The organism is Leptotrichia sp. oral taxon 417 (genome assembly GCF_013394865.1).
GTDB lineage: Bacteria > Fusobacteriota > Fusobacteriia > Fusobacteriales > Leptotrichiaceae > Leptotrichia > Leptotrichia wadei_A.
The window spans coordinates 158,066-176,203 of the sequence record NZ_JABXYV010000001.1 but is presented as its reverse complement, the minus strand read 5'-3'; the positions used below and the strand labels follow the sequence as shown (position 1 = coordinate 176,203).

19 protein-coding genes, 1 tRNA gene and 1 other RNA gene are annotated in these 18,138 nt (G+C 28.6%); 1 reads left to right on the top strand and 20 read right to left on the bottom strand.

Annotation, left to right across the window (positions count from 1 at the left end; genetic code table 11):
* The first annotated feature begins 17 nt into the window (after nucleotides 1–17).
* Entirely contained in the window at nucleotides 18–512 is a 495-nt protein-coding gene (locus HW276_RS00875; RefSeq protein ID WP_010125145.1) for a flavodoxin, read from the top strand.
* 805 nt (nucleotides 513–1,317) lie between these two features.
* Here the strand turns inward: HW276_RS00875 and HW276_RS00870 are convergent.
* The 20 genes from HW276_RS00870 to HW276_RS00780 form a co-directional block, all read right to left on the bottom strand.
* Nucleotides 1,318–1,650, bottom strand: coding sequence for a PepSY domain-containing protein (locus HW276_RS00870; protein WP_218974983.1), 333 nt, complete (start codon nucleotides 1,648–1,650; stop codon nucleotides 1,318–1,320).
* Nucleotides 1,651–1,857: 207 nt separating this feature from the next.
* Nucleotides 1,858–3,342, bottom strand: a complete 1,485-nt coding sequence (lysS, locus tag HW276_RS00865) for a lysine--tRNA ligase (RefSeq protein ID WP_178937053.1) — start codon at nucleotides 3,340–3,342, stop codon at nucleotides 1,858–1,860.
* Nucleotides 3,343–3,381: 39 nt separating this feature from the next.
* Nucleotides 3,382–3,762: a DUF1934 family protein gene (locus HW276_RS00860; protein ID WP_178937052.1), complete on the bottom strand. Its 381-nt coding sequence runs from the start codon at nucleotides 3,760–3,762 to the stop codon at nucleotides 3,382–3,384.
* 59 nt (nucleotides 3,763–3,821) lie between these two features.
* Entirely contained in the window at nucleotides 3,822–4,247 is a 426-nt protein-coding gene (locus HW276_RS00855; protein WP_178937051.1) for a hypothetical protein, read from the bottom strand.
* Nucleotides 4,248–4,259: 12 nt separating this feature from the next.
* Nucleotides 4,260–4,730 (bottom strand): 23S rRNA (pseudouridine(1915)-N(3))-methyltransferase RlmH, encoded by a 471-nt coding sequence (locus HW276_RS00850; RefSeq protein ID WP_178937050.1) that lies wholly within the window; start codon nucleotides 4,728–4,730, stop codon nucleotides 4,260–4,262.
* A 51-nt stretch (nucleotides 4,731–4,781) separates the two neighbouring features.
* Nucleotides 4,782–6,866 carry a DNA mismatch repair endonuclease MutL gene (gene mutL, locus HW276_RS00845; RefSeq protein ID WP_178937049.1) on the bottom strand — a complete coding sequence of 695 codons (2,085 nt, stop codon included), beginning with the start codon at nucleotides 6,864–6,866 and terminating at the stop codon, nucleotides 4,782–4,784.
* Between the two features lie 19 nt (nucleotides 6,867–6,885).
* Nucleotides 6,886–7,071 (bottom strand): hypothetical protein, encoded by a 186-nt coding sequence (locus tag HW276_RS00840; RefSeq protein WP_178936914.1) that lies wholly within the window; start codon nucleotides 7,069–7,071, stop codon nucleotides 6,886–6,888.
* Nucleotides 7,068–8,051 (bottom strand): diphosphomevalonate decarboxylase, encoded by a 984-nt coding sequence (gene mvaD, locus HW276_RS00835; protein ID WP_178937048.1) that lies wholly within the window; start codon nucleotides 8,049–8,051, stop codon nucleotides 7,068–7,070. The genes HW276_RS00840 and mvaD overlap by 4 nt, the downstream gene beginning before the upstream one ends.
* Before the next feature lie 36 nt (nucleotides 8,052–8,087).
* The gene (gene mvk, locus HW276_RS00830; protein WP_178937047.1) at nucleotides 8,088–8,987 is read right to left on the bottom strand and encodes a mevalonate kinase; all 900 of its coding nucleotides are present in this window, start codon (nucleotides 8,985–8,987) and stop codon (nucleotides 8,088–8,090) included.
* A gap of 95 nt (nucleotides 8,988–9,082) precedes the next feature.
* Nucleotides 9,083–9,420: a transfer-messenger RNA gene (gene ssrA, locus HW276_RS00825) on the bottom strand.
* Between the two features lie 70 nt (nucleotides 9,421–9,490).
* Nucleotides 9,491–10,006 carry a small multi-drug export protein gene (locus tag HW276_RS00820; RefSeq protein WP_178937046.1) on the bottom strand — a complete coding sequence of 172 codons (516 nt, stop codon included), beginning with the start codon at nucleotides 10,004–10,006 and terminating at the stop codon, nucleotides 9,491–9,493.
* Between the two features lie 262 nt (nucleotides 10,007–10,268).
* Nucleotides 10,269–10,994 carry a bifunctional 2-polyprenyl-6-hydroxyphenol methylase/3-demethylubiquinol 3-O-methyltransferase UbiG gene (locus HW276_RS00815; protein WP_218974982.1) on the bottom strand — a complete coding sequence of 242 codons (726 nt, stop codon included), beginning with the start codon at nucleotides 10,992–10,994 and terminating at the stop codon, nucleotides 10,269–10,271.
* Between the two features lie 175 nt (nucleotides 10,995–11,169).
* Nucleotides 11,170–12,183 (bottom strand): type I glyceraldehyde-3-phosphate dehydrogenase, encoded by a 1,014-nt coding sequence (gene gap / locus HW276_RS00810; protein WP_178937045.1) that lies wholly within the window; start codon nucleotides 12,181–12,183, stop codon nucleotides 11,170–11,172.
* Between the two features lie 237 nt (nucleotides 12,184–12,420).
* A tRNA-Gln gene (locus HW276_RS00805) sits at nucleotides 12,421–12,495 on the bottom strand.
* Between the two features lie 235 nt (nucleotides 12,496–12,730).
* Nucleotides 12,731–13,396: a hypothetical protein gene (locus HW276_RS00800; protein ID WP_178937044.1), complete on the bottom strand. Its 666-nt coding sequence runs from the start codon at nucleotides 13,394–13,396 to the stop codon at nucleotides 12,731–12,733.
* Nucleotides 13,397–13,479: 83 nt separating this feature from the next.
* A complete protein-coding gene (locus HW276_RS00795) occupies nucleotides 13,480–14,166 on the bottom strand; it encodes a hypothetical protein (RefSeq protein WP_178937043.1) in 687 nt (228 codons plus the stop codon).
* Nucleotides 14,167–14,251: 85 nt separating this feature from the next.
* Entirely contained in the window at nucleotides 14,252–14,377 is a 126-nt protein-coding gene (locus HW276_RS11660) for a hypothetical protein (RefSeq protein WP_255460263.1), read from the bottom strand.
* 87 nt (nucleotides 14,378–14,464) lie between these two features.
* Nucleotides 14,465–15,478 carry a cobalt-precorrin 5A hydrolase gene (cbiG, locus tag HW276_RS00790; protein WP_178937042.1) on the bottom strand — a complete coding sequence of 338 codons (1,014 nt, stop codon included), beginning with the start codon at nucleotides 15,476–15,478 and terminating at the stop codon, nucleotides 14,465–14,467.
* 44 nt (nucleotides 15,479–15,522) lie between these two features.
* A complete protein-coding gene (locus HW276_RS00785; protein WP_178937041.1) occupies nucleotides 15,523–16,503 on the bottom strand; it encodes a hypothetical protein in 981 nt (326 codons plus the stop codon).
* 17 nt (nucleotides 16,504–16,520) lie between these two features.
* On the bottom strand, nucleotides 16,521–18,131 hold the full coding sequence (locus HW276_RS00780; protein ID WP_178937040.1) for a DKNYY domain-containing protein: 1,611 nt from the start codon (nucleotides 18,129–18,131) through the stop codon (nucleotides 16,521–16,523).
* Between the last annotated feature and the right edge of the window lie 7 nt (nucleotides 18,132–18,138).

The window sequence follows — 18,138 nt, the reverse complement described above, 5'->3', positions numbered from 1 at the left end:
AAACATGGAGGATTAAAATGGCAAAAGTAGGAATTTTTTTCGGATCAACAACAGGAGTAACTGAAGATATTGCTCATAAAATTGCAGAAAAAATTGATGGGGCAGAAGTTTTTAATATTGATGGAAATGAGGATAAATTGGAAGATTATGATGTACTTCTTTTAGGTACTTCTACTTGGGGATTTGGAGACTTGCAAGATGACTGGGCAGCAGTTCTTGATGATTTGGCAAGCAAAGATTTAAGCGGTAAAAAAGTAGGATATTTCGGAAGTGGGGATCAAGGAACTTTCTCTGATACATTTATGGATGGAATTGCCATCATTGATGAGGAAATTCAAAAAACTGGTGCAACAATCATTGGAAAAACTTCAACAGAAGGATATGAATTCAGCGAATCAAGAGCAGCAAAAGATGGAGAATTTTTGGGACTTGCTCTAGATGAAGTTAATCAATCTGAATTGACAGATGAAAGAATTGACGCATGGGTTGAACAAATCCAAAAGGAATTTTAACAATATTTAGCAAGAAGTCTCCTTCTTCTACAAGTGGGAGATGAATTGCAGAATATAGCTTGAAATAATAGCTCTTATATAGCATAATATTCATAGTCAGGGCAGGGACTGCCCGAAGAGCTTGGTAAATATATTTGGCTAGCAAAAGCAGATACTTCCCAAGAAGCTCCCTCTTCTACAAGTGGGAGTAGTTCACATAAAACTATGTCTGTGAAAATATTTTAAAAAAATAATTATTCACAAAAGACAAATAAATATGATTTTAGCTATATTTATATATAACTAAGATAAATCAATTTTCACAAGTTGATTTTCTCTCCAAAAAATTTAAGAAGGTGTTTTCATAGCACCTTTTTATTATTTTTATTTTTCTCATAATAACTGTTATAACTAAAAAGAAGCATTTTGCAAGACATCTGACCCGCAAAATAACTTCTTTCAAAACTATATTTCTTCTCAACCTTTTTCCCAATTTCTCCTTAAAACAAAACCTCTGTACCTTAACTTCCCAACTTTTTTCTATACATAACGACCTTTTTCTTCAAAACACATCTAATTTTCTTTAGACTTTATCCTTTTTTTACCTAATCTATCTAATAAACAACTTTTTTCTTTTAGGGCAATAATGCCTTCTAAACTCCTTTTTTTATCGATATCGACTTAACTTAAAAAAACTCTTCATAGTTCGGATTCGACCAAAAATCCTATCCTTTTTACTTTTGTTACTTCATTTTTGTATACAAATTCCTGTGTAACCTTTACTCCTTTTTACCTTTGACCTTTTCTTCATAAAACTCTTAATTTTCTAATCTCTATCTACGTCCCAATCTGTAATTCTTCCAGTGTACGCATCGATTTCAAACTCATAAGTGTAACCTCTATAATGAATTTCTTCTTCATAAGAATCTTCATCAAAATCAAAATCTTTAATATTTCTCAATGTTGCACCTGGAACTTTTGCTAATGCTATTTGTTTAGCTCTTGCTGGGGTTATTTTTGATCTTTTATAAGAACTTTTTTTATGACTGAAATTTGATTTTTTATAATCTTTACTTCCAGCAAAACTCAAAGAACCTAATACCAAACAACCTAACAATGCTACTTTTAAGAATTTATTTTTTATAATCCTCCTTTGCATTTTTGTATTTGTAATTGCTGTTCCTTTGTTACATTATAATAGTATCACATAAAGATTAAAGAAAAATGAGAACTTTTAATTTTTTCTCATTTTTTTAAATTAAAAAAATAGACACTCTCTAATTCTGAGATTGCCTATTTTTCTAGATTTTCACAACTAATTTCATGATTATATTTTATTTTTTGATTAATAAATTAATTTGAAAAATTATAATTCGATGTCTTCTTTTCTTAATGTTGGGAACAAGATTACGTCTCTGATTGATGCTGAATTAGTTTGTAACATAACTAATCTATCAATTCCAATTCCTAATCCTCCTGCAGGTGGCATTCCGTATTCTAAGGCTCTAATGTAATCTAAATCCATTCCTTGTGCTTCATCGTCTCCTGCTTCTTTCAATTTAACTTGTTCTTCGAATCTTTCTTTTTGATCTCTTGGATCGTTTAATTCTGAATATGCGTTTGCAAATTCTCTTCCTGAAATGAATAATTCAAATCTGTCAACCCATTCAGTTTCACCTTTTTGATTTTTTGAAAGTGGAGAAATTTCTTTTGGATATTCTGTTATGAATGTTGGATTAATTAATGTTTCTTCCACTTTTTCTTCAAAGAATAAATTTAAAATTCCAAATTTTGTATATGTTTTATCTTTTTCTAAAGGAATTCCAAATTCTTTTGCTTTTTCAATAGCTTCTTCATCACTTGAAATTGAATCAAAATCAAATCCAGTTGCTTCTTTTACAGCTTCTTTCATTGTTACTCTTCTCCAAGGTTTAGCTAAATTAATAGTTTTATCTTCATATTCAATTTCATATTTTCCATGTAACTCGAAAGTCAAGCTAGAAATTAAGTCTTCTGTCAAGTCCATCATATCATTAAAATCAGCATACGCTTGGTACAATTCCATCATTGTAAATTCAGGATTATGTTTTACAGAAATTCCTTCATTTCTAAAACTTCTATTAATTTCAAATACTTTTTCAAATCCACCAACTAATAATCTTTTTAAGTATAATTCAGGTGCGATTCTTAAGAATAATTCCATATCTAATGCATTGTGGTGCGTAACAAATGGTCTTGCAGTTGCTCCACCTGCGATTGGGTGCATCATTGGAGTTTCAACTTCCGTAAATCCTTTTTTTTCTAAATAGCTTCTAAAAAATCTAATAACTTGGAATCTTTTTTTCATAGTTTCCATAACTTCTCTATTCATTACCAAGTCAACGTATCTTTGTCTGTATCTAGTTTCAATATTTGTTAATCCATGGAATTTTTCTGGAAGTGGACGAACATTTTTAGATAATACTTCAAAAGAATCTACTCTCAAAGTTAATTCCCCAGTCTTAGTTCTAAATAAATGTCCTTCAAGCCCAATAAAATCTCCAAGTCCCATTTTTTTATAAATTTCATATTGATCTTCTCCAACTTCTTCTTTTTTCACATAATATTGAATTTGACCAGTTGGATCTTGAATCTTACCAAATCCATTTTTACCCATTCTTCTGAAAGCGATGATTCTTCCTGCTGTTTTGAATACTTTTTCGCAAGTTTCGTCATATTGATTTATTTCAGCAATATCATTCACTTTTTCATATTTTCTTCCGTAAGGTTCTATTCCAATTTCCTTTAGTTCTGCTACTTTTTTTAATTTTTCTTTTATAATACCATTATCATTCTGGTTTTGATTACTCATTCACTTTTTCCTTTCTGCTTTTTTTATAAATATAGATATTTATTTATTTGGAACATCTATAAATTGAAATTCTAAATTTATACTGTTTATTACTTCGTTATTATGTATTATATCATATTCCAGCATCATTTTTCCATTTTCTTTTTGAATTTTTTTTGTAAAAATTTTGTATTTCCCTCGAAATTGTTTTGTAATATAAATAAATGGCGTATTTTTATCACTTTGAAAAATTTGTCTAGAATTGATTTCACCATATCGGTAAATCTCAACTGAATTGCCTTTATCAATGATTTTACAGTTTCCATACTCATCACTATAATGATATTCTTTTTTTTCTTCCTGTTCCAATACTTTTTTCAGCTCAAATAATTTTTCATAATTCTGATTAAAATTATCTAGACTTTTTATTTTTATTTTCATTTTATTCCTTATTTTTTATTTTTTTATTATTTTAGAGAATTGAAAATTATAAAATAAACCTATTCATTTTCATCATCTAAAAAATCATCTAAAAATTCTAATAAATCTTCATCATCAGCTTCTTCTTCATTCTCAAAAAATTCATTTTCATCATCATTTAATGGATCAAAATTGCTTTCATCAAATTCTCCATCTACATTCTCATTTTTATCATACTCGCCAAAATCTTCGTTCCAGTACATATAATCCTTGTCAGAACCGTAATATTCATCGTTCCATATTTCCAGAACCTGATCTTCCTCATCTTCATCTAAATCATACAGTTCCTCTTCAATACTGTCATAGTAAAAAACCTTCTTTTCCCCAGTTTCACTATCACAAACTAAATATTCCTTATCTCCTATCGTAATATTTGAAAGACACGTATATTCTTCAACATCCCCTTCGCTATTAGTTTTTTCAAATTCTTCCCCAGCAGAATACATAACTTCCCTCCATTATTTATGATATTTTATATTATTATTAATTGAAATCCATCTATATATTTGCTCTGACAAAATTAACCGCATAAGCTGATGTGGAAATGTCATTTTTGAAAAACACAATCTAAAATCTGCAATTTCCCGCAAATTATCATTAACTCCATTTGAACCGCCGATTATAAAATTAATTTCACTGTTTGTTATTGAAATTTTTTCAATTTTATCCGCCATTTCTTCTGAAGTCAGCATTTTTCCCTTTAAATCAAGCAAAATATTATATGAATAATTTTTTTTTGAAATAACATTTATTATTCTTTCAGTTTCAGAATTTATTGCATTTTCAATCCCTTTGTTATCATCCTCTTCAGCCAGTTCAATAATTTCAAGTTTTGTATATTTTGATAACCTTTTTGAAAATTCAGCTATTCCCTCTTTTATATACTTTTCCTTTATTTTTCCAATACACACTACATTAATTCTTATCATATTTTTCCCTTATTGTCAAAAGTTTTTTTCATTTTTTTACTAATTTTACTATTATTTTTTTCTTCCAAACATTTTATCCAAATCATTTTTAGACAATTTTACAATAATTGGTCTGCCGTGGGGACACGTATATTTCCCAACTTCATGAATCCTTCTCACCATATTCTGCATTTCAGATATATCCAGCTTCTGCCCAGCCTTTATCGCTCCTTTACACGACATTGAAATAATGATATTTTCCCTTAAATCTTTTATTTCCACTTCATTTTTTAAATCCAGCAAAAGCTGTAAAAACACATTTTCAATACTATCCCGAAAATCAAAAGCAGGCACAGCACGAATCACAATCTCGTTTTCTGAAAATTCATCAATATCAAATCCAAAATTTTGAAAAACATCAATATTTTCAAAAATAATATTTTTTTCAATTACCGTAACTTCCATTTTCAGCGGTAACAGCAAATGCTGTGACTCAATTTTTTTATTATAAAACTTTTCCTTCAGCTCTTCATACAAAATTCTCTCATGAATAATGTGCTGATCATAGATTTCCAGTTCCTCATCCTTCCGCACTAAAATATACGTATCAAAAATTTGTCCCAAAATATCATAATGAACCTGCTTCCCAATGTGCTTTTCAAATGTCCCAACTTTATAATATTCATTTTCAGTATTTTCATTTATACCATTAGAATTTTTTTCTCCACTAAATTTTTCATAATTTCTAAAATTACTCTTCTCATCCCAATTTTTCTTATCTTTATCGCTCTTTACCAAATTAGAATTTTCAACATTTTGCAAGTTTTCCACATTGTTTTCCACAATTTCATTTAAATTCCCATTCATTTTTTTCCAAATTTCATCAAGACTCGAATCATTCTTTTTATTGCTATTCTCTTTTTCATCATTAAAAAAATTACCTCTGCTTAGACTTTCAGAAATACCAGCAGATTCTCTATTTTCATCATTTTTCTCAAGATTACCTCCTGTAAACCCATTTTCTCCTTCCAATTTCTCACTATTTTCTTTCCCGTCAAAAGTTTCCAAACTTAAAATTTTCTGATTTTCCCCCTTTAAAATGTCATCAGAAAATAAATCATCCTTTTCCACAGCGATATTTTCATTAATATTAATATTTTTCTTTATTAAATCAATATTAGGCTGCCAGTTTTCCCTGTCATTATAATAAAAAAAGTCGTCAATTGCTGATTTTATCTCATTATAAACAATTTTATCATTTGAAAATTTTACTATTTTTTTAGATGGATGAACATTCACATCCATTTCCTTTGGATCAGCATTGTAAAAAATAATAGCAAAAGGATATTTTCCCTTCATTAACTTAGTGTAATAGCCATCTATAACAGCTCTCTCAATAGTTGCTGACTTCACATACCGATTATTTACAAAAGTAAACATAAAATCCTTTGAACTTCGTAAAATTTCCACATTTCCCAAATATCCATATTCAAATTTTTTCAAATTTTTTAAAACTGATTTTCCAAATAATTCAAGAATTGTATTCTCAATCCCTTTCCCGCTTGTCTTTATCGTACTTTTCCCGTCTAATTCAAGCGAAAATGCCACATTACTATTGGAAAGCGCCTCCTTTAGCACAATATCCCTAATTTTTCCATACTCTGTTGACATCTTTCTCAAAAATTTTCTTCTAGCAGGCGTATTGTAAAATAAATCCCTGACTTCCATTTCTGTCCCAACATTTCTTGAAACTTCCTCAAACTTTCTCACAACCCCACCATAACAGCCAATTCTATACCCCGCAGGACTGTTTTCAGAACGTGTAGTAATCGTAAGCTTAGACACCGCTGCAATAGATGACAGAGCTTCTCCACGAAAGCCATAGGTGCTTAAATTAAAGACATCCTCCTTTTCCTTAATCTTAGAAGTGGCATGCCGCTCAACTGACAAAAGTGTATCATCCTTATCCATCCCAATTCCATTATCACTTACTTTAACATCAGTTCCAGATTTGAAAACTTCAATTTTTATCATTGTAGCCTTCGCATCTAGCGAGTTCTCAATCATTTCCTTAATCATTGAAGCTGGATTTTCTACAACTTCCCCAGCGGCAATAATATTTGACACTTTTTCATCTAGTATTTTTATATATCCCACAATCTATCCTCCTCTTCTATCAGTTTTTCTTTTTTAAGCAAAATATAGCTGTCACACAAACAATTAATCCAGTAACCGCAGGCATCAACATTGAAAATGTGCTCTTGCCAGTTAAAATTATTGTCGCAATTCCAAATAATATACCTGCAACTATGTCAAATTTTCTTAATTTACCCTCATTATTCAAAAACCTTTCCAAAATCATAATTTAACAGTTTTACTTACAATAATCTTATATTTCTGCCCAAAAATTTCTGCCAATTTTTCCAAATCCTCTTCTAGACAAAGCACCTTCACATTAGGTCCAGCATCCATCGTAAAATAGCATTTCTCCCCATTATTTCTCAAATTTTTTACAAAATCCATTGCTTCGTAAGTTTTTTCATTAAAATATGAAAACGGCGGATTTGCAGTTTCAGTTGTCTTGTGCATTCTAAGGGCATTTTCTTCCGTTAAAGTTCCCACTTTTTCAAAATCATTTTCAGCAAGATATTTTTTCATATTTATAAAATCAATTTCAGACTGCTTTACCCATTCATCAAAATATGTCGAAGTTTTAGCACAAAGCTCCATTCCGTTTCGGCTTGAAATTTTCTTTTTATTTTCATTCAGTACAAGCACAATCATCGCTAATTTCAAATCTGTCTTAACTTCATAAATCTCTCCAGTATCCTTGTCCCAAGCCGCAATTGGTCCAAAAAAACTTCTCGAAGAAGAGCCAGAACCAAATTTTGAAATTTGTGCAAGTTCAGATTGTGCATAATTTTTTCCAAAAAGCTCATTACAAGCCTTTATTACAGCCGATAATCCACTTGAACTGGAAGAGAGTCCCGCAGCTGTCGGCATATTATTTGTTGTAGAAATTTTTACCTTCTGGCTTCTATTTTCCCTAAACAAATCTACAACCTTGCTAATCTTTTCCGTATGCACCTTGTCCTGTAATTCTCCGTTTAAATAAAATAAATCCGTCATATTTGAAAATTTATCTTTATAATTTCCATTTTTTATTTCCTTTTCAACAGCAGTTTTAATATCCTTATCCTTTATAAATTCCATTTCTGTTTCTGTGAACATATCATTAAGAGTAAGGGAAATACTGCTTGTAGCAGGTATCATTTTTTCTGCATCTTTTTTTCCCCAGTATTTTACAATTGCGATATTAGCATAAGATTTGACTTTTACCATTTTTTCTCCTTTATTTTTTCGTTAAATTTTTAAATATTAAATTTTTTCCACCCAAATATTTTCTGCTCCACATTTTGTAAATCCATCTTTTACTTTTTCCATAATTTCCAAATTTTCTGCAAGCGCAATTACACAGCCTCCCAAACCGCCACCAGAAATTTTTGCTCCAGCCGCTCCATTTTCAATCGCCGTTTTTACAAATAACTCTGTCTTTTCAATAGTTATATTCAATTTTCCAAGTTCTGTATTTGCTGCTGTCATAATTTCCCCAATTTTACTAATTTTTTTTATTTTTTCTTCTTTATTTTCAATATTTCCAGTTAAAATTCTAGTCATTTCATCTGTCAATCTGCCTAATTTTTTCAAGGAAAGTTCAGCTTTATCTCCTAAATTTTTCACATTTTGAATCGCTTCACCAGTATTTCCATAAATGCCTGTATCTGCAATTACAAGATATGCATCAAGATTTAAGTCAATGTATGAAAATCCCTTATTTTTTACAAATCTTATAGCCTTATCGCTAAGGCAAGTTTTTGCATCCAGCCCGCTTGGAGTTTTATGAGCCACAATTTCTGCCGTATTCACTAATTTTTCCAATAATTCATCTTCTAAATTTTCTCCAAAATAGTTAAATATTGCACGAATTGCCGCAATGCTGACTGCTGCTGAAGAGCCCATTCCACGTTTTTGAGGAATTTGAGAAGTTATTTTGTATTTTATTTTTACATTTTCTTTTTTTAAATATTTTAATGCAGTAAAAATTGCGACTGAAAGTGTATCTGTTTCATCATAAAAAAAATTGCTTTTTGCCTCTTCTATTGCACATTCAATCTCAATTTTTTTTAATGGAATAGCAATGGCAGGATAGCCATAAACGACAGAATGTTCCCCAATTAATATGATTTTACTATGTGATTTTCCAATACCTCTTTTCATTTTTACTAAAATCTCCTATTTCTAATTAAAGAAAAACGAGCCTAATGACCCGCTTCTTTTAATCTATCTAAAATTTTACTTTTTATTTTCTGTTTTGGTGGAAATGACGGGAATCGAACCCGTGTCCAAAATAGAAAGTCCTTACTATCTTCTACAAGTTTAGTCTATTTAACGCTTTAACCGTTAGATATTAAACAGACAAAAGTCTAAAGGCGAGATTATAGAATTTCCCTAAATGACATAATCATACATTTAGGTAAGCCATTAAAAATGACATCATCTAATGGAAAAATGGCATTTCCAAAAGAGATGAGCCGCTATCTTAGGCAGCTAATGCGTAATTATCGTTTCCGATTATTTTAAAATGGATTTTAAAGCTCCCGCTTACTTGCCGATAATAATCTTTTTATCCTGTCGAAACCAAAACATTCCCTTAATAATATTTAACTTTAAGTCATTTTACCACAAAAATATTTATTTTTCAACAGCCTATTTAAAATTTTTTAATGTTTTGGCGCAAAAATACTTACTACTCCATAAGATGCCATAGTCATTACTGCAGCAGCTATTATTACTCCCAATCCAATATAAAAAAACGATTTTTTTCTCTCAAATTGAAGCAAAGCCGCAATCAATGCACCTGTCCAAGCACCTGTCCCAGGAAATGGAACTGCCACAAACAGCATAAGTCCAATAAACTCCCCTGTTGCAAGCCCTTCACTACGTTTTTTAGCCCGATTTTCTATTTTTTCAATAAATTTTACCAAAATATTCCGTTTTTTCATAAATTCAAAAAATTTTACCGAAAACAAAAGAATAAATGGTACAGGAAGCATATTCCCCACAATAGAAACAATCATATTCAAATACCAAGGCAACCCAATAGCCGCCCCAACTGGTATCGCCCCACGCAATTCAATTACAGGAAACATTGAAATAAGAAATATTCCTATCATTTTATTTAAAAGTGGCGCTCCAATTAAAGCAACTTTTATAAAATTTATAAAAGATTTCATCATTTTTTGTATGATAAATATATAAATAATTATATAAAATACCATACACTCCTTTCTTTATATTTCTTTAGTCATTTGTAAAATTCTAAAAATTACAATAAACACAGCATTTTTTATACCTAATTTTCTTGCTTTTTTCCACTCCTGATAAAACTTCTTTGCCCTTTATGGCTATAAATACTGATGTTAATCAATCTTTATTTTTACAATTTCCTAAATTTATTTACATTATTTTTTTATACTAAACTTCATTTTAAAAATAATATTAGACTTTTTTTGTAATTACAAATATCAATGGCTGTGATTTTTCCAAAATAAATTCTGTTTCATTAAAACCGCCAAACACCTTCACATCATCTATATTTAATTTCTTAAAAAAGTCCATAAAATCAAAATAATTAACATTAACTAAAATTTCTTCATTTTCAAATTTTTCATCCAAAATAGTTTTAAAAATCACATTATTATTTGAATTTTTATAGTAAAAACGTTCAAATTTAACATTTTCATTCTGAATTAATGGTAAACTTCCTAAAAAATTAGATTCAAATTCTTGATTTTCAAAAAATTTATAAAAATTTATCAGCTGAATAATTAGTTTCCCACCATTTTCCAACTGCAAATAAGCCTTTTTCAAAAACAAAAAAATCTCATCCTTATTATTTAAATGTGGCAACGTATTCCCAACATTTATTATTGTATCAAATTTTCCCAATTCATCAATTTTCAGCATATCCAGATTTTTTACATCTATTCCCTTTTTTCCAGCCTGCTCAATAAGTTTTTCATTTATATCAATCGAAGTTACTTCAAATTTTTCATTCTTTAAAAATTTTGACAAATTTCCTGTTGCCGCTCCAACATCAAGAACTTTTTTTCCACTGACATATTTTTTAAAAAAATTTTTTTGAACATCTGAAAGCGAGAAAATAAAATCATACTTTTCTGAAATTGTATCGTAAAATTTTTTCATATTTTCTATATTTTTCATCTTTTCTCCAGATTTAAAAACTTTTTACTTTAAATAATTTCACTATAGTATAACACATATTTTACAAAATATAAATTGATTTTTTAAAAAGAAAATTTAAAATAATAAAAAAAGAAAACCGACTATTTCTAGCCGATTTCCTAAAGTTGATCTTTTTAGAATTTAATTAAATCAATTATTTAGCAATTTTGCTTGCGAAGTATCCTAAAGTTCTGATTAATTGAGAAGTATAAGACATTTCGTTGTCATACCAAGATACTGTTTTAACTAATTGAGTATCTCCGTTTTGAACAATTTTAGTTTGAGTTGCATCAAATAATGATCCAAAGTGAATTCCAACGATGTCAGAAGAAACTAATGGTTCTTCAGTGTATCCGAATGATTCAGTAGCTGCTTCTTTCATGGCTGCATTTACTTCGTCAACAGTTACTTTTTTGTTTAAGATAGATACTAATTCAGTTAATGAACCAGTTGGAACAGGTACTCTTTGAGCAGCTCCATCTAATTTTCCGTTTAATTCAGGTACTACTAATCCAATTGCTTTTGCAGCTCCTGTTGAGTTAGGTACGATATTTACTGCAGCAGCTCTTGCTCTTCTTAAGTCACCTTTTCTGTGTGGTGCATCTAATGTATTTTGGTCTCCTGTGTAAGCGTGGATAGTTGTCATTGTTCCAGTTACGATTCCAAATTTGTCATTTAATGCTTTAGCCATTGGTGCTAAACAGTTAGTTGTACAAGAAGCTCCTGAAATAACTGTTTCTGAACCATCTAAGATTTCGTGGTTTACGTTGTAAACTACTGTTTTAACGTCGTTTCCACCAGGTGCAGTAATAACTACTTTTTTAGCTCCTGCTTTTACGTGTTTTTCAGCTTTTTCTTTAGTTGCAAAGAAACCTGTTGCTTCTAATACTACGTCTACTCCTAGATCTCCCCAAGGTAATTTTTCAGGATCAGCTTCTGCGAAAACTTTAATTTCGTTTCCGTTTACTACGAAAGCTCCTTCTTTAACTTCAATAGTTCCATTGAATCTTCCTTGAGATGAATCGTATTTGAATAAGTGTGCTAACATTTTAGCATCTGTTAAATCATTAATTGCCACTACTTCAAATTTGTCTGTTTGTTCTGACATTAATCTTAATGCTAATCTTCCGATTCTTCCAAATCCATTAATTGCTACTTTAACTGCCATTTTAATAATACCTCCTAAAAATTTTAATATATATTAATATATATTATTTCTTACATTTTGAGTATACCACATTTTTTTTGAATTTTCAACGGCAAAAATTAATAAATTTTATAGTTTTGTTTAAAATACTTATATTCAAAAAAATTAAAAAAATAAATATTAAATTATAATTTTTAAGCAAAAAAAAAACTACTAAATCCTAGTAGTATATATAATATCATAATTTAATTTTTAAAATGGCTGGGCTGAATGGATTCGAACCATTGCATGCTGGAGTCAAAGTCCAGTGCCTTACCGCTTGGCGACAGCCCAACAACATCTTCATATTTTTATCCTTTACGGACATTAACTATTATACAAAAAAAAATTGATTTTGTCAACACTTTTTTTATAATTTTTCAATATTTTAATATCGGTGTATTGTATAATCAAGCGTAGAAAAAAAATATATAAAAAAACATAGTAAAAATGACACATCAAAATCTCTTATCAAACGATCATTCCTACTATGTAATTTTCAAAAACTGAAATATATGGAAAAACTTCTTTATTCTTTAATTCCTTTTAGTGCCTTTTCCAAATTCTCTGATTCCCATTTTCCATCTACTTTTACCATCAATGCTGGCAAATCTTGTAATATTATCTCTTCATCAGTAACTTTCTTAGCTTCTTTTTCATACATGTTTATTCTTTCTTCAATTGCAACATTATAATAATTTCGTTTAGCAGGCTCATTTCCTCTTTCCTTCATAATTGCTTCTAATTCACTTTCGGTCATCTTGGCTCTTTCTAAAATTCTTCTTTCTGTTTCATCATCTACTTCCAGCATATCTGGAACGCTTTTCAAACTTTTGGATTTTATATCATAAACTACTTCTGCCTCACCATTTGAAAGATAATCTATTTGTTTCACATCAAATTTTAACTTTGTTTCATCTGCTGTAATTCTTGAAATTTCCCTTGCATATTTTTCCACAATCTCTCTTTTCAAAGAATTACTGATAATATAATCCTTTTTAAACAATTTGCTATATGCTTCCTTTTCAAGATTTCTTTCATTATCTCTTATTCCTTCATTTACAATTGTGAAGAAAAATGAATTCAGCCTGCTTTGAAGTGCTCTTTTTATTGCCATATCCTCATTTGCCTGTGTTCCTGCTGTAAAAGCATTTCCTGCAACAATCATCATAATTAAAAATAATAATTTTTTCATGATCTTCTCCTTAATATATTTTTTATTTTTCTATTAATATTATACCATATTTTCAAAAAAATTTTTTAATAAATTAAATTTTTTTACTTTAGTTCATTTAATTCCCATTGTCCGTTTACTTCAGTCAATACTGCTTTTTCATTTGCTGAAATTACTGTTTCTAAACTTGTATTTTCCAAGGCTTTTCCTATAATATCCAAAATTTCATCTACCATAATGTCATAAATCCGTACTTTTTCTGATTCATTTCCATTTTTTACCATTAAAGCTTCTATTTCATCTTCACTTTTATAACCTGATTTCTTTAAAACATTAGTCCTAACATTTTCTTCAAAATTTTTTTCTGTTCCCTCCAATGCCTTATCGAAATCCTTCATTTTTATATCATACACTACTTCAACATTTTTATTATCAATAGATTTAATATTTTTAACAGCAAATCTTAATTTCATATTTTTCAAATAAATATCAGAACATCCTTTAGAAAATTTTTCCAATATCTTTTTTTTATTTAAATCACTAATTTTATAATCTTTGTCAAATAATAAATCTGCATTATTACTAAAAGAATATTTAATCACTTCCGCTAAAGTCTGATTTTCAACTATTTTCTTAATATTTTCCATATCTTTTTGAAAGGCATTTTCAATTTTAATTTTCTCACTTCCTGATACCATATTCATCGATGTATTCCGATTTTTTTGCACTGTCGTCCCTGCAAGTGCATTTCCCATTACTGCCAACATCAATACAAATAATAATTTTTTCATAAACTCTCCTCACCTTATCTTTTATTTTTCTTTGTCGAAATTATAGCATATTTTTTCAAAATATAGAAAATAAAATTTTTTTCTCTCAACTTTTATCGTCTTTTCTGAAAAATTTACTCGAAAAAAATATCTTCCAAAAATCTAATATAAATTTTTTCAGTCTCACATCTTCATTTTCTACTACAAATTCTTCTACAAATTTCTTATCCAATTTCACCCCTTGTTTCACACCTACTTTTAATAAATCTTGCTGAATTTTTTCTTTCGTTATTAAAGCTACTAAATTTAAATTTTTATTCTACATTTCCTCTTCAAAAATCGAAATTGTAATCCCTTCCATCTTAACTTTTTTCATTAAAAAACTACCTTTTCTGCTTGAAGCTAAGTACGCACAAGGCTCGGAAACGCCATATACTCCAATTTGATTTTTTACAAATTCTGAACGCTCTTCGACTAAATCTTCTACTTCCAAAATTTTTTCTTTTTCAAAAAATTCTATTGGAATATTTAATTCAGTCATTGCTTCTAAAAGTCCAATTTCATCAGATTTTACCCAAGCGGATGCGGCTTTTTTTACCGAGTCCATTTCTAAATTTTGAGTTTCCATTACATAATTTATTTTTTCGATGATTTTTTCTTTCGGTGTATTTCTTTTGCAGCCGATTCCGAGAATGATATTTTTGGGAATAATTTTAGAAATTTCAATATTTTTTCTGTTTGAGACAATTATTGCTCCAGCACAATTTTTGTCGTTTTCTACGATATTTTTTGGCAAATGAATGCTCACATTTTCTCCATTTACGATAAGCGAAGTCACTCTTTTGGCATCGTCCAAACTTTCCAATTTTGCTTTAATTTTTTGTGACAATGTGTCAACCGCAATTTTTCCTCCAACATCAGAAGCTGTTGTAATTACTGGGATTGCTCCAATTCCATTCGCAATTTTTTTACATTCTTCATTTGCACCGCCAAGATGTCCTGAAAGTAATGAAATCACAAAATTAGCGTGGTCATCAACTGTAATAACAGCTGGGTCTGTGTCCTTGCTTTTAAATTTCCCTTCAATAATTCTCACAACTGCTCCAGTTGCTGCAACGAAAATATGTAAATCATATTTATCAAATGTTTTTTCTAATAAAATTGGCACTCGCTCATTTATCACAAATAAATTTTCCACATTTTCACTTTCAAGATTGAGCATATTTGCCACTCTTTGTGACACATAAATATGCAAATTTTTATAAACGTTGTTTCTTATTTTTAAACATGTTTCGTATCCGTTTTTACTTACGCAATATACTGCTGTTCTCATTTTTATCTCTCCCAATCACTAAATTTTTAAATTTTTATTTGAACTTATTCTTCTAATTTTCTCATAACTTCATAAAGCTTACTTTTTTCTAATTTATTTAAAAACTCGTCGCTTTCTTTTTCATCAAACGATGCCACCATCCTCATTATTTTCAAGTACATATTTTCTAGAATAATATTATACTTTATTGAATCTTCTGTCATTTTCTCATTATTTGCAATATTTCTCAAATAATAATCAATCGCTCTTTTTATAACTTGTATTTTTTCTTCATTTGAATCTTCCGAATGATTCTCTAATATTTCATTAATTTTTGAAAAATTTAACGTTAAATCAAATCCGTAAACTAACTCGTCTACAATTTTAAATTCTCTTTTGTTTTCTTCTGACTGAAAAAAATCTTTAACAACTACTATTTTTTTCATTTGCTTATCACTGATTTCCTTTATTTCCTTCATTTTTTTCTCATTTTCCAATGCTTGATTAAGTAATTCCTGAAAATTCTTGCTCTTACCATGAATATCAATTTCCATAGTCGCAATTTCAATTAGATCATAAACAGCTGGTTTATCTTTATATTTTTGTTTAATTTTATTAAAATATACTTGAGCTTTTTCCTTTTGACCAATTTGATAATAATAGAGACCTGCCAGACTCCATTTTTCAAAGTCAGTAATTTCCTTATCTTGTAAATTTTCTTCACCTATTTTTTGTGCTTTTAAAATATTTTTATCCCCACCTTTTTTTAAATACAATGTTATTAAGTATTGTCTAACTAAAACATTATTTTTATCTTTTTTCAGCAATACTTCTGCCTTGTTAATCAATTCATCAATTTCATCTTTCTGTGGAATAATTGATAATTCACCTCTTGAATCTAATAGAAAGTCTGATGTTTCATCAATTATACTTTGTTTTACTCCTTTTTTAGAAAGCGTTTCCTGAACATATTCCCTAAGCGTATACGCATTTGCTCCTAAACTTGTTGCTAAAAAAATTGTAATTGCACAAATTAATTTTTTCATAAATTTTCTCCTTTTTTCTATTTCTTTATAAATTTAATTTCTATTTTATCTTCATCAATTACGCTGCCGTTCACCATATATTTTCCATTTTTATCTTCCATTTCTCTTGCTGATTTCCACTTGAGTGTTTTAAAATCTACATTTTCAATTTTTTTAGACTCTACAAAATTAAATCCTGAAAAATAATCATAAAAAATTACGAACAAATTATTTTCATCTCGAACATATATAATTTTTTCTGTTATTGGCTCTTTCATAACTTGAAATTTTTCAGGTTTTACATCTTTTAATTCAAGACCAAACAAATAAACTTTATTTTTATCTTTTCCAAAATCATCTTTATTCTCTATATTTTCAAAATGCAACGCTTCAAATGATTTCACATCTACATTTTGAAGTTCTTGTATATCCACATATTCTTTACTAAAATAAACTTTTTTATCGTCTTTTGTATAATAACGATTTAGCACTTTAAAATTTTTAGGATTTAATCCTTTTAACTCTTTTACCATTTCATCTTTTCCAGCCACAAAATTTATATAATATGCTTTATTTTTATCCTTTGCATACATAAAATAATCTTTTTCATAATCTTTTACTACTTGAAAAGTTTTTCCATCCACATTTAAAACTGTTCCGTCATTAGAATAAAATTGATTTTTATCTCTTACTAAATGTTCATTTACTCTTTCAAAAGTATACGGATCGGAATTTTTTATTCTTTCATTTGAATGATACAAATAATTTTTGTCTCTCGCAAATCCTGCATAAGCATCAATTACTTCAAAAGTTTTTGCGTCTGCTCCATCTATTTTTTCATTTCCTTCATAAACATTATTTTTATCTTTTGAAAAATTTGATTCCATTATTTTAAAACTTTTAAAATCAGCATTTTCCAGTTTATCTCCTTGAAAATAAATATTATTTTTGTCAAAAAAATAACTGGAATCATCATCAAAAAATTTTAATGTTTGTAAATCTATATCCTCTTTTTTTTCTCCATAAAGATACACATTTTTTCCATCTGTAAAAATATAATCTTTTAAAATTTTAACGTTTTTGGGAACTACTCCATCTATTTTTTTACCAATATAATAAACACTATTTTTATCTTTTGCATACCCTCCACCAATTAGCTGAAAAGTTTGTTTGTCAACATTTTTTAAAATTTTTGGAGACATTATCACATTATCTAAATCGACAGGAAGTCCTCCATTATATGAAAATAAAATATACACTCCATTTTTATCTTTCAAATAAATTGAAAATTCATCTGTCATTATTTCAAGAGTTTTTACATCTATATTATCTACCTTATTCTCCCAAAAATAAAGATTATTTTTATCTTTACTCAATCCGTAACTAATTTTTGTCAATAATTTAAAACTTTTAGGATCTGCTTCATTAAGAACATTTTCTTCATAATAAACATTATTCTTATCTTTTGCATACTCACCATCTTCAAAAACTTCAAAAGTCTTTGCATCAGCTCCCTCAATTTTTCTATTTATGTAATAAACTTCTCCATCTTCTATTCCATAATTTTCATTTAATTTTTTATTTTCTGAAAAAATCAGATTACTAATTAGAAATATCAAAACAAATATTTTAATAAAATTCTTCTTCATATTTTTT